General features: G+C 67.1%; 7 protein-coding genes and 1 pseudogene. 6 read left to right on the plus strand and 2 right to left on the minus strand.

What is annotated here, in order from left to right; genetic code table 11:
- Positions 1–40: 40 nt before the first annotated feature.
- Positions 41–973, minus strand: coding sequence for a LysR family transcriptional regulator (locus tag WI26_RS16785; protein ID WP_059466093.1), 933 nt, complete (start codon positions 971–973; stop codon positions 41–43).
- A gap of 203 nt (positions 974–1,176) precedes the next feature.
- Here WI26_RS16785 and WI26_RS16790 point away from each other — a divergent pair, with 203 nt between their 5' ends.
- The 4 genes from WI26_RS16790 (at position 1,177) to pdeR (ending at position 9,869) form a co-directional block, all read left to right on the plus strand.
- Entirely contained in the window at positions 1,177–1,950 is a 774-nt protein-coding gene (locus WI26_RS16790) for a putative hydro-lyase (RefSeq protein ID WP_069226578.1), read from the plus strand.
- 176 nt (positions 1,951–2,126) lie between these two features.
- Positions 2,127–3,434, plus strand: coding sequence for an MFS transporter (locus WI26_RS16800; protein ID WP_069226580.1), 1,308 nt, complete (start codon positions 2,127–2,129; stop codon positions 3,432–3,434).
- 118 nt (positions 3,435–3,552) lie between these two features.
- A complete protein-coding gene (locus tag WI26_RS16805) occupies positions 3,553–7,191 on the plus strand; it encodes a hydantoinase B/oxoprolinase family protein (RefSeq protein WP_069226581.1) in 3,639 nt (1,212 codons plus the stop codon).
- Between the two features lie 674 nt (positions 7,192–7,865).
- Positions 7,866–9,869, plus strand: coding sequence for a cyclic di-GMP phosphodiesterase (pdeR, locus tag WI26_RS16810; RefSeq protein WP_069226582.1), 2,004 nt, complete (start codon positions 7,866–7,868; stop codon positions 9,867–9,869).
- A 51-nt stretch (positions 9,870–9,920) separates the two neighbouring features.
- Here the strand turns inward: pdeR and WI26_RS16815 are convergent, their stop codons facing one another.
- Positions 9,921–10,784, minus strand: a complete 864-nt coding sequence (locus WI26_RS16815) for a crotonase/enoyl-CoA hydratase family protein (protein ID WP_069226583.1) — start codon at positions 10,782–10,784, stop codon at positions 9,921–9,923.
- Positions 10,785–11,293: 509 nt separating this feature from the next.
- On the opposite strand from WI26_RS16815, the pseudogene WI26_RS33025 reads away from it, so the two are divergent.
- Together WI26_RS33025 and WI26_RS16820 are read left to right on the plus strand one after the other, a co-directional pair.
- A pseudogene (locus WI26_RS33025) lies at positions 11,294–11,613 on the plus strand (amino acid transporter); the annotation flags it as partial.
- A 257-nt stretch (positions 11,614–11,870) separates the two neighbouring features.
- Entirely contained in the window at positions 11,871–12,851 is a 981-nt protein-coding gene (locus tag WI26_RS16820) for an OmpA family protein (protein WP_059466086.1), read from the plus strand.
- Positions 12,852–12,903: the final 52 nt, after the last annotated feature.

The raw sequence follows: 12,903 nt of genomic DNA on the forward strand, positions 1-12,903 counted from the left end.
GCGATTGCGGGGGCGATTCGCACGGTGACGTCGAACCGCATCAAAGCGCCTCCACCAGCAACCGGTTGCTCTTCTCGCAATACTCGTGACAGGCGGCTCGCGCCGCGATCGACGCGCCATGCACGAACTTCGGTGCGTCGGCCCGCCGCGACATCGACACGACGATCGACGGCGGCGACGGCTGCAGCGGCAGCTCGACGACCTCGCCGCTCGCGATCAGCGCATCGACGAACAGCACCGGAATCGCGGCGACGCCGAAGCCGTCGCGCACGAGCTGCACGATCACCGAGATCGACGGCGAGCCGGTGATGCGCGTCTCCGACAACGGCACGCCATGCGCGTGGGCCAGCGTGCGCACGATGTCCTCGAGCGCCCGGTGCGGCGCGGTCCCGCGCCCGTAGGTCAGGATCGGCTGGCGCAGCACCTGCCGCGCGAGGCCCGTGCGCGTGGCCGGCAGCAGCCCCGCGCGCGCGATCCAGCGCACCGGATAGTTCGCGAGTGCGTCGCAGACGACCGATGGCTCGTCGCTGCCTTCCACGCGAATGATCAGATCAAGCTCGCCGGCCATCAGCCGGCGTTGCAGCACGACGCTCACGTCGACGGTCAGATCGATCTCCAGCTGCGGATAGTCGGCGGCGAGGCGGCGCAGGTAATTCGGCAGCCAGCTGTGCACTACCGTCTCGATCACGCCCAGCCGCAGCTTGCCGCGCAGCGCGCTCTCGCCGGCAGCGGCGGCCTGCAGCTCGTGCGTGGCCTCGACGACGGCCTTCGCATAGCCGAGCAGGTATTCGCCGTTCGGCGTGAGCCGGAACTCGCGGCTGTCGCGATCGACGAGCACGGTCTGCAATTCGTCCTCGAGCGCCTTCAGGCGCTGCGAGATCGCGGCCGGCGTCGCGTGCAGCGCGGCGGCCGTCGTGCGGAAGTTGCGAAGTTTCGCGAGCGTAACGAAGGTTTCGAGGAAACGCGTGTTCATGGCGGGCTGACTGACGGTGGACGCGCAGCTTGCCGGTGGAGAAAAATGAACGGGACCGGGGAAAACCCCGAGATCCGTTAAGGAATTCTATACACGGGGCGCAAAAAAACTCGTTGGCGACAAAATTTTTTCTTTTCTATTCTTCGCCGTATCCGCTGACGCAACCGTCATCCCGACGACATACCGATCCGCCAACGACCATCATGACGCCTTCCGAATTCCGCCAGTCCGTCCGCAATGGCGCATTCCGCAGCCCGACTGCCGGCCAGTGCGGCCCGTTCGCGCAAGCGAATCTCGCGATCCTGCCGAATGCGTACGCGCACGATTTCCTGCGTTTCTGCCAGGCGAACCCGAAGGCGTGCCCGCTGCTGGGCGTCGGCGAACCGGGCGCGTTCCGGCTCGACGTGCTCGGCGAGGATCTCGATATCCGCACCGACGCGCCGAGCTACAACGTGTACCGCGACGGCCGCCTGACCGAGCGGGTCGAATCGCTCGAGGCGCTGTGGCGCGACGATTTCGTCGTGTTCGCGATCGGTTGCTCGTTCTCGTTCGAGGACATGCTGGCGCGCGAAGGGATCGGGCTGCGCCACATCGAGGAGGGGCGCAACGTGCCGATGTATCGCACGTCGATTCCGAATCGTCGAGCGGGAATCTTCGGCGGCCAGCTGGTCGTGTCGATGCGGCCGCTGCGCGGCGCCGACGCGATTCGCGCGGTGCAGATCACGAGCCGGTTCCCGGGTGTGCACGGCGCGCCGGTCCATATCGGCCATCCGCGTGAGCTTGGCATCGCCGATCTCGGCGCCCCCGATTTCGGCGACGCGGTGACGGTGCGCGACGACGAACTGCCGGTGTTCTGGGCGTGCGGCGTGACGCCGCAAACCGCGCTGATGGAAGCGAAGCTGCCGCTCGCGATCGCGCATACGCCCGGCTACATGCTGATGACCGACATCACGAACGCGTCGCTGGCCGTGTTCTGATCCGGCTGGCGCCGGCGGCCCGCGCGCTCGCCGGTCCGGTCCCGACACGGCGGCGCGCCGCGACCGCAGACGATCCGCGCGGCCGGAGGGCGGCGCGCAGCCGCGGCGCGGCAATCACGAGCACGACCCGCACGACCCGCACGGTTCCGACCGCACATTTCGACAGGAGCTTCACCATGGAAAGCAAGACCCTCGCGGCGCCCGCCGCCGACCCCGCGGGCCCCGCGAGCCCCGAGCGCAACGGCCCGTTCGGATGGTATGCGCACGCGCAACCGCGCGAACGCCGCGCGTTCTGGAGCTGCAAGGTCGGCTACATGCTCGACGGGATGGACACGCAGATGCTGTCGTTCGTGATCCCGACGCTCGTCGCGACCTGGGGCATCTCGCTCGCGGACGCCGGGTTCATCGGCACGATGACGCTGCTCGCGTCGGCGCTCGGCGGCTGGATCGCCGGGATCCTGTCCGACCGGATCGGCCGCGTGCGCACGCTGCAGCTGACGGTGCTGTGGTTCGCGGTATTCACCGCGCTGTGCGGGCTCGCGCAGAACTACCACCAGCTGCTCGCGGCGCGCGCGTTGATGGGCTTCGGCTTCGGCGGCGAATGGACGGCAGGCGCGGTGCTGATCGGCGAAGTGATCCGCGCGCGCGATCGCGGCAAGGCGGTCGGCCTCGTGCAGTCGGGCTGGGCGATCGGCTGGGGGCTGTCGGCGTTGCTGTATGCGCTGCTGTTCTCGGTGCTGCCGGCCGAACTGGCGTGGCGCGCGCTGTTCCTCGTCGGCCTCGCGCCCGCGCTGCTGGTGGTCGCGATCCGCCGCTACGTGAAGGAGCCCGACGTCTACGCGAAGGAGAAGGCCACGCAGGCGAAGGTGGCGGACGCGCCGCGCCTTACCGAAATCTTCGCGCCGAAGCTGCTGTCGACGACGCTGCGCGCGGCACTGCTGACGACCGGCGCGCAAGGCGGCTACTACGCGATCACGACCTGGCTGCCGACGTTCCTGAAGACCGAGCGGCATCTGACCGTGATGGGCACCGGCGGCTATCTCGCGATGATCATCTTCGGCTCGTGGGTCGGCTACCTGACGAGCGCATACCTGACCGATCGCCTCGGTCGCAAGCCGAACTTCATCCTGTTCGCGCTCGGCTCGATGGTGATCGCGTTCTCGTACACGTCGCTGAACCTGACCAACGCGTCGATGCTGTGGCTCGGCTTCCCGCTCGGCTTCTTCGCTTCGGGCATCTTCTCCGGGATGGGCGCGTTCCTCACCGAACTGTTCCCGACCCGCGTGCGCGGCTCCGGGCAAGGCTTCTGCTACAACGTCGGCCGCGCGATCGGCGCATTGTTCCCCTTCCTGATCGGCGCGCTGTCGAAGCAGTACGGGCTCGGCATGAGCATCGGCATCTTCGCGGTCGCAGCGTACGGCGTGGTGATCGTCGCTGCGCTGACGCTGCCCGAAACCCGCGGCCGCGAACTCGACGCCGCCTGAGCGGGCACCCGCCCGCTTTTTTTCCGCTCCCATTTCATCGAAGCCCTCACATGGCGCGCGACGCGCGCCGTGCGGCGGCGCTCGTCCTTCGCTTCAACGACGCATCGAGTTCATCGCCATGACCGACCGACATACTCTCCCCGTTTCCTCCGACGCCGCGCGCTGGCAATTCTGGATCGACCGCGGCGGCACCTTCACCGACATCGTCGCGCGCCGGCCCGACGGCTCGCTCGTCACGCACAAGCTGCTGTCGGAGAACCCCGAGCAGTATCGCGATGCGGCCGTGGCCGGCATCCGCCACCTGCTGGGCCTCGCCGACGGCGAGCCGATCACGCCCGAACGCGTCGACATGGTGAAGATGGGCACGACGGTCGCGACCAACGCGCTGCTCGAACGCAAGGGCGAACGCACCGCGCTCGCGACGACGCGCGGCTTTCGCGACGTGCTGCGCATCGCTTACCAGAACCGGCCGCGCCTGTTCGATCTCGACATCGTGCTGCCCGATGCGCTGTACGAGACCGTCGTCGAAATCGACGAGCGAATCGGCGCGCACGGCGACGTCGTCGTGCCGCTCGACCTGAACGGTGCGCAGGCAGCGTTGCGCCGCGTGTTCGACTCGGGCGTGCGCGCGCTGGCCATCGTGCTGATCCACGGCTATCGCTACACGGCGCACGAACGCGCGCTCGCGGACCTCGCGCGCCGGATCGGCTTCACGCAGGTGTCGGTGTCGCATGAGGTGTCGCCGCTGATGAAGATGGTGTCGCGCGGCGATACGACCGTGGTGGACGCGTATCTTTCGCCGATCCTGCGCCGCTACGTCGAGCAGGTCGCGCACGAGATGCCCGGCGTGAACCTGCAGTTCATGCAGAGCAGCGGCGGCCTGACGCGCGCGGATGCGTTCCAGGGCAAGGACGCGATCCTGTCCGGCCCGGCCGGCGGCATCGTCGGCATGGTGCGCGCCGCGCGCGCGGCCGGCTTCGATCGCGTGATCGGCTTCGACATGGGCGGCACGTCGACCGACGTATCGCACTACAACGGCGAATTCGAACGCGTGTTCGAGACGCAGGTGGCTGGCGTGCGGATGCGCGCGCCGATGATGAGCATCCACACGGTCGCGGCCGGCGGCGGCTCGGTGCTCGGCTTCGACGGCGCGCGGCTGCGCGTCGGGCCCGAATCGGCCGGCGCGAATCCGGGGCCGGCCGCGTACCGGCGCGGCGGCCCGCTGACGGTGACCGACTGCAACGTGATGCTCGGCAAGATCCAGCCCGATCATTTTCCGCGCGTATTCGGCCCGCACGCGGACGAACCGCTCGATCGCGACGGCGTGGCCGCGAAATTCGCGGCGCTCGCCGACGAGATCCACGCGGCGACCGGGCGGCGCGACACGCCCGAGGCGCTGGCCGAAGGCTTCCTGGAAATCGCGATCGGCAGCATGGCGAACGCGATCAAGAAGATCTCGGTGCAGCGCGGTCACGACGTGTCGCGCTACGTGCTGACGACGTTCGGCGGCGCGGGCGGTCAGCACGCATGCGGCGTGGCCGACGCGCTCGGGATGACGCAGGTGTTCGCGCATCCGCTCGCGGGCGTGCTGTCAGCCTACGGAATGGGGCTTGCCGACCAGACCGCGATGCGCGAGCGCGCGGTGGAGGCCGTGCTGTCCGATGAGTCGTTGCCGGCGCTGAATGCCGCGCTCGACCGGCTGACCGACGATGCCGTCGGCGCGCTGCTCGAACAGGGCGTGCCGCCGGAGCGCATCGCGACCGAGCGGCGCGTGCACCTGCGCTACCAGGGCACCGATTCCGCGCTCGACGTGCCGGCCGGCAGCGTCGCTGCGATGCAGCAGGCGTTCGAAGCCGCATACCGGCAGCGTTACGCGTTCCTGATGCCCGGCACGCCGCTTGTCGCCGAACTGGCATCGGTCGAGGCAATCGGCCGTTCCGATGCGCCGGTCGAGATCGCGCCGCTCGCGCCGCGCGGCGCGGGCGCGACGCCGCACGCGCACAGTGCCGTGCGCTTCTATTCCGGTGGCCAATGGCATGACGCGGCGCTGTACGTGCGCGACACGCTGCTCGCCGGCGACGCGATCGACGGCCCCGCGATCGTCGCGGAAAAGAATGGCACGACCGTCGTCGAACCCGGCTGGCGCGCGCGGATGACCGCGCAGGGCAACCTCGTGTTGACGCGCACGACACCGCTGCCGACGCGCCGCTCGCTCGGCACCGACGCCGACCCGGTACGGCTCGAGATCTTCAACAACCTGTTCATGTCGATCGCCGAGCAGATGGGGTTGCGGCTGCAGAACACCGCGTATTCGGTGAACATCAAGGAGCGGCTCGATTTCTCGTGCGCGATCTTCGACGGCGGGGGCAACCTGATCGCGAACGCGCCGCACATGCCCGTGCACCTGGGCTCGATGGGCGAGAGCATTGGCACGGTGATCGAGCGCAATCGCGGCCGCATGCGCGACGGCGACGTGTTCATGCTGAACGACCCGTATCACGGCGGCACGCACCTGCCGGACGTGACCGTCATCACGCCGGTGTTCGCCGACGGCTCGGACGCACCGCTGTTCTACGTCGGCTCGCGCGGCCACCACGCGGACATCGGCGGCACCACGCCGGGCTCGATGCCGCCCGATTCGACACACATCGACGAGGAGGGCGTGCTGATCGACAACTGGCAGCTCGTGTCGGCGGGCGTGTTGCGCGATGCCGATACGCGCGCGTTGCTCGCATCGGGCCGCTATCCGGCGCGCAACGTCGAGCAGAACATGGCCGATCTTCGCGCGCAGATCGCGGCGAACCAGAAGGGCGTCGACGAGCTGCGGCGGATGGTCGAGCAGTTCGGCCGCGATGTCGTGCTTGCGTTCATGCGACACGTGCAGGACAACGCGGAAGAGGCGGTGCGGCGCGTGATCGGCGCGCTGCAGGACGGCGCGTACCGCTATCCGCTCGACAACGGCGCGGAGATTCGTGTTGCGATTCGCGTCGATCGCGCGGCGCGCCGTGCGGAGATCGACTTCACCGGCACGTCCGCGCAGCTCGACAACAACTTCAACGCGCCGAAGGCCGTCTGCATGGCCGCCGTGTTGTATGTGTTCCGTACGCTGGTCGGCGACGACATCCCGCTTAACGCCGGCTGCCTGAAGCCGCTGACGGTAATCGTGCCCGCGCGCTCGATGCTGAATCCCGAGTATCCGGCGGCGGTCGTGTCGGGCAACGTCGAGACGTCGTCGGCGATCACCAATGCGCTGTACGGCGCACTCGGCTGCGTCGCATCGAGCCAGGGAACGATGAATAACTTCACGTTCGGCAACGATCGCTACCAGTACTACGAAACCATTGCCGGCGGCAGCGGCGCGGGCGACGGCTTCGCGGGCGTCGGCGCGGTGCAGACGCACATGACGAACTCGCGGCTGACCGACCCCGAAGTGCTCGAATGGCGCTATCCGGTGCGGCTCGACTCGCATCGGTTGCGGGCGGGCTCCGGCGGCGGCGGGCGCTGGCGAGGCGGCGACGGCGCGGTGCGGCGGATCCGCTTCCTCGAGCCGATGACCGCGTCGATCCTGTCGAACAACCGGATCCATGCGCCGTTCGGCGCGGCGGGCGGGGAGGGCGGCGCGCTCGGCCGCAACACGATCGAGCGGGCGGACGGCACGGTCGAAACGCTCGAGCACGTCGGCCGCGCGCAGATGGCGCCGGGTGACGTATTCGTCGTCGAAACGCCGGGCGGCGGCGGTTACGGCGCCGCCGGCTGAGCGGTGCGATGCAATGCAACGTGCGGAAACGGTGCGGCGGCGCGCCCGACGTACGGTTTTCGCGCGTCGCGGCAACGAGGATCACACCGGCTCGATTACCTCGCCGCGAGGCCTGCGCGACTCGGCGAGATATTCGTTTGCGGCAATTGGCCTGATATTGCGGCGAATATGGGAATAAGGACGTACATTCCCGCATGAACGGAAATGGAAATTCTCCATTTTCCGCATCGCTCAATGCGATCCGACCCCGTCTAGAATGCCGCCGCGCGCGGATCGCCGCCGGGCATGGCGATCCCTCGGAACGTCCGCCTGGCAAGGCGCGACGCCGGTTTCACCAGCCTGGTTCAGGGTTTCCGCGCGCGCCCGTGCGCGAGTTGCCGATCACGAAAAATCCCCCGAGGCAATCGAATTCCGATTCCTTGACACCTCGTTCAAGATGTGAGTGCCAATCCTCTTCGTCATTTGATAAGATGGCTTCCATCATTCGGTTGGAAACCTGCGCGCGACATGCGCGAACGCCGGTTCGCATTGGTTGGAAACAAGTACGCAACGAGGGGCCGCTGGCACGGTCATCACGACTGCCCCGCCGGGTACGCGCGCAGCGCGCCCGGGATCGGTGGCGGCCGGCTCGCCTCCGTCTAAACTGTGCGTTTTTTCTCGATCGGGGCGTGTCCATGGATGACGAAAACGATAGCGCCGTGCTCGAAGCGCATCTCGGTACGCGCAGCCCATGCTGGCGTCTCGGCTGCGACAGCAATGCACTCGAACTGGCCGCCGTTCGCGGCCTGACCAATGTCGCGGTGGCACTGACCGGCGAGCAGGCCGCGCGGATCCGCGCGCTTACCGGCGTCACGTCGCATCTCGTGCTTGAACTCGCGCTGTTCGGCGATCCGGTCAGCCTCCATCTGGTCGGCCGGAAGGTCGATACCGCCAATTGGGCCGGCACGGCCTCCGCCTATTCCGATACCGCGTCCGTCGCCAGCGACCTCGCGCACGGGCTCGCGTTCGCCGAGCAGGTCGTGTCCGAAGTGAATTCGCTCGTCGTGATCCTCGACCGCAACGGCATGGTGCAGCGCTTTAACCGTCTGTGCGAGGAAGTGACGGGCAAGCGCGAGGTCGACGTGATCGGCCGAAGCGCGTTCGAGCTGTTCATGAGTCCCGAGCAGGGTGCGCAGTCGCGCAGCAACATCACCGGCTTTTTCCAGAACAACCGCTCGTTCGCGGTCGAGCGCTACATCAACACGGTCAACGGTCCGCGCCTGTTCCAGTTCCGCAACAAGTTCGTGCAGAGCGGCAGCGGCGTCGACGAGCAGTTCCTGATCTGCTCGGGAATCGACGTCACCGAGGAGCGCAACGCGCAGCAGCGGCTCACCGAGCTCGCGAATACCGACGTGCTGACCGGTTTGCCGAATCGTCATGCAATCAGCGAGCGCATCCGTGTCGCGCTGGCCGCGGACCGCACCGACGTGCGCGGCCAGGTCGGCATCCTGTTCCTCGATCTCGACAACTTCAAGCGCGTCAACGACCACTACGGGCACATCACCGGCGACCGCCTGCTGCAGGACGTATCGGCGGTCATCGGCGGCTGCCTGCCGTCCGGCGCGACGCTCGCGCGGCTCGGCGGCGACGAATTCCTGGTGCTGTTCGAGCACGGCACGCGGCCGCTGCTCGAGGCGACCGCGCAGATCATCCTCGAGCGGCTGCGTACGCCAATGCATCTCGGGCTGGTGGAGGTCTACACGAGCTGCTCGATCGGCATCGCGATGTATCCGCAGCATGGCGATTCGCTCGAAACGCTGATCCGCAGCGCCGATACCGCGATGTACGTCGCGAAGGAAGAGGGCAAGCATACGTACCGCGTGTTCTCGCTGGAGATGAACCAGAAGGTCGCGAAGTACATGTGGCTCGACACGAACCTGCGAAAGGCGCTCGAGGAAGAGCAGTTCGTGCTGCACTACCAGCCCGTCGTCGACATCGCGACCGGCGACGTGCACGGCGTCGAGGCGCTGATCCGCTGGCAGTCGCCGGATCGCGGGATCGTCGCGCCGATCGAATTCATCCGTTTCGCGGAGGAGTCGGGGTTGATCGCGCCGCTCGGCCGCTGGGTGATGCGCACCGCGGCCGCGCAGGCTGCCGCGTGGAAGGCGAAGGGGCTGGGCGTGCGAATCGCGGTGAACGTGTCGGCGCGCCAGTTGCAGGACATGAACATCGTCGACCAGTTCGCGTCGATCCTCGACGGCGCGGGGCTGAAGCCGAGCCTCGTCGACATCGAGCTCACCGAAAGCAGCTTCATCGAGGACGAGGAAGCAGCGCACGAGCTGATGAAGCGGTTCCGCCAGCTCGGCGCGGAGATTCACCTCGACGATTTCGGCACCGGCTATTCGTCGCTGTCGCAGCTGTCGCGGCTGCCGCTCGATTCGATCAAGCTCGATCGCTCCTTCATCACGGGCATCGACCGCAACCCGCGCTCGCAGGCGCTCGTGCGCTCGGTCGTGTCGCTTGCGAAGGCGCTGAGTTTCTCGGTGGTCGCCGAAGGTGTCGAGACGCGCGCGGAAGCCGAATTCCTGAAGCAGATCAACGTCGACCACGCGCAGGGTTTCTACTTCGCGCGGCCGATGCCGGCCCAGGCGTTCGAGGCCTGGCTCGCGGAAACGAGAAAGCTCAGGATGATCGCCTGAGCCTCACCGCATGACGGGCGCCGCCGGTTTCGCGGCGGCGCCTCGCTCACATCACACCGTGCGCAGCTTCGACACGCGCCGGTTCTGCAGCATCACAAGGCGTTCCATGTACGCGAGATCCTTCGGCTCGATCGTGAACGCCGCGTGAACCCATTGCTCGGTGATGTCCATCAGCTCGGAACGCGTGAGATTGAACACGCGCTCGCGTGCGCGCAGCATCGCGCGGATGCCGTTCAGCTTCGGCTTCATCACGTCGATGAAGGTGCGCGTCGCGAGATACGCATCGCCCTCGTCGAACGTCTGGTCGATCAGCCCGCGATCCTCGTACCACTCGGCCGCATGCGCCTCGCCGGACGAGATCAGCGATTCCGCGAGCCCCCGGTCCGCCTTGCGCGCGACCAGCGAATAGCCGCCCATGCCCGGAAACAGGTTGAACGCGATCTCGGGAAAGCCGAGCTTCACGCCCTTCTGCGCGAGCATGTAGTGGTGCGCGAGGGCGGCCTCGAAGCCGCCGCCCAGCGCGCTGCCCTCGACCATCGCGATCGAGATCGCGCCGGTACCGAAGCCCGTGTAGATCTCGTACACGCCGTCGATGCACGAGCGCGCGTAGGCCATCAGTTGGTCGCGGCGACCGCTGCGGATCGCGTCGACGAAGAAGCTCAGGTCGCCGCCGACGTTGAACAGCTCGGGAACGAGCGAGCCCGTCACCCAAAAGTCGAACGGCAGGCCCGAGTCGCGTGCGACGCGCGCGAGATGGATGATGTCGGTGACGAGTTGCTGGTTGAAGCACGGGCGCGGCTCCGATCGCAGCATCATCCACATGACGTTGCGGCCTTCTTCGTAGAACGCGGTCAGTTGCGTGAGTTCGCCTGCTTCGTAAAACGGACGGCACGCCGGATGGGATTGGAGTTGCATGGTATGTCCTCGTGAGATGTGGTTTTCAAGAACCGCCGCGGCCGGCATCGTGGAAACCTTCCCCCGGACGGCGCCGGCCGCGAGGCACCGCCATTGTTGCGCGCGCATAGAAGCGGAAATGCGCGGAACAACGCATGAACGGGACGCGAGCGGGCAGTGCGTTCGGCGCGAACCGTGCGAGCCATGCGAATGAAGCGATCGATGCGATCGCTCGACGGGAGAATGGCGACGTCGAGTGCCGGTCGGGGTGCGGCCTCCCGGCCGCGCGGAGGCGGCAAGGGCGGTCGGGGTGACGATGCGGTGATCGTTCGTGCGTTCGACCGCTGGTCGGTACGGGCATGCGGTTGCGGCGCGACTTGCCAATCGTTTGCGCGTTGAAAACGGCGTTGGGCCGCCGGCCGCGTCTCGTGGAATGTGCGGACCGATGCGGCGGCCGGGGCGGCTGGCTTTAGAGAACGCCGCCACGCCGGGCGTTACGGGAGGGACCATGACCGACCGCATTCCAGAGGGTGTGTCGGTCGCGCGTCGGAAAGCCGCTGAACGCGCTCGACCCGCATGCGGCTTGCGGTCGGCGTGACGCCGTCGGGGCCTGGGTCGAGCCCGGCGCCGACCGGATATCGCCATCGTGCTACGGCCAGGAAGAGGCGTTCCTCGCGCTCGTGCACCACACGCCGCTTGCGCTGTTCCTTGCGTGTGCCACTGTGGCGGCCGTGTTCGTCATCGCGCTCGGCTACAAGCAGGAAATCGAGCTGTTCCCGACCGGCGCCACGGCTGGCGCATCGCGACGTCGTTGCTCGGGGGGAAGCCGGGGCTGGTGTCGGGCGTGGCTTCGTCCTCCTGCATTTCCTGCTGAGCGTCCGATCCGCGCGTGCCGAACGGCCAGGTGACGATGCGGTACACGTCGACGTTGCTCGCGCTCACGGCCGGCGGCGGGCTCGCGGTCGCGAATCGGGCGCACGAAAACGTTGTCGCCGGAAGGGCGCTGAAAACATATTCAGGTATCGATATTTTGTCCGGAAAGATTTGGTAATATTCGCGCGCTTCGTTGCTTTCGATCACACAACAAAACCTTTTCCGAGGGACTCAATGAAGAAGGCTGCAACATCCACATTGCGCGGGCTGTCCGCTGTCGCGCTGCTGACGCTCTCCACGCTGGCCTCTGCCGCCGGCGACGTACCGGGTTCGAAGGATCATCCGCTGCTCACGCGCTTTTCCGGCGCGACCATCAACGCTTATTCGCAGACCGAGTTCGACGAAGCGTTTCTGCCCAACCAGCCGATCGACAACGTCAAGGCGGCCAAGGGCCTGGCGCTGGAAGGGAAGGTGACGCGTGTCGCGTATACCATCGGCGGCAACAGATCGACGCTGGAAGTCGAGCGCAACTATCTCGACGCGTTGCAGAAGGGTGGGTTCCAGATTCTGTTTCGTTGTACGCAGGATCAGTGTGGTCAGGGCAACGGCCTCGAGTTCCAGCGCTTCGTGATCAGCTCCAACAAGATGATGAAGTCGGGTGGAGGCGAAGCGTACTTCGGCGACAAGCACCGGACGATCCTCGCGAAGCTGCCGCGCGCGTCGGGCGATGCATATGTGTTCCTGCACGTGATGGACGATTCGGCGTCGAACAAGCGGACGCTCGTCTACGAGGAAGTGGTCGAAGTGAAGCCGATGCAGACCGGCCAGGTCAAGGTGCTCGATTCCGGCGCGCTGCAGAAGGGCCTGGCAGCGACGGGCAAGGTCGCGCTGTACGGCATCTACTTCGATACCGACAAGGCACAGGTTAAGCCCGAGTCGAAGCCGCAGCTCGACGAGATGGCGAAGCTGCTGACGGCGAACCCGGCGCTCAAGGTCTACATCGTCGGCCATACCGACAATCAAGGGCAGTTCGCACACAATGTCGACCTGTCGCAAAAGCGTGCGGAGGCGGTCGCACAGGCGCTTGCGACGTCCTACAAGGTCGCGCCGGCGCGGCTCGTCGCGAAGGGCGTCGCGTCGTTGTCGCCGATCGCGTCCAATGGCGACGACGCCGGCCGCGCGCAGAATCGCCGCGTCGAACTCGTGCAGCAATAACACCTTCCGGACCGAGCGCATGCGCTGCCGCGCATGCGCCTTTCAATCGATC

This window comes from Burkholderia diffusa, assembly GCF_001718315.1.
Classification (GTDB): domain Bacteria; phylum Pseudomonadota; class Gammaproteobacteria; order Burkholderiales; family Burkholderiaceae; genus Burkholderia; species Burkholderia diffusa_B.

Bases quoted from the DNA above. Each gene is read 5' to 3' on its own strand.
- WI26_RS16785 (WP_059466093.1), bottom strand. From the start codon at position 973: ATGAACACGCGTTTCCTCGAAACCTTCGTTACGCTCGCGAAACTTCGC.
- WI26_RS16790 (WP_069226578.1), top strand. From the start codon at position 1,177: ATGACGCCTTCCGAATTCCGCCAGTCCGTCCGCAATGGCGCATTCCGC.
- WI26_RS16800 (WP_069226580.1), top strand. From the start codon at position 2,127: ATGGAAAGCAAGACCCTCGCGGCGCCCGCCGCCGACCCCGCGGGCCCC.
- WI26_RS16805 (WP_069226581.1), top strand. From the start codon at position 3,553: ATGACCGACCGACATACTCTCCCCGTTTCCTCCGACGCCGCGCGCTGG.
- pdeR (WP_069226582.1), top strand. From the start codon at position 7,866: ATGGATGACGAAAACGATAGCGCCGTGCTCGAAGCGCATCTCGGTACG.
- WI26_RS16815 (WP_069226583.1), bottom strand. From the start codon at position 10,784: ATGCAACTCCAATCCCATCCGGCGTGCCGTCCGTTTTACGAAGCAGGC.
- WI26_RS16820 (WP_059466086.1), top strand. From the start codon at position 11,871: ATGAAGAAGGCTGCAACATCCACATTGCGCGGGCTGTCCGCTGTCGCG.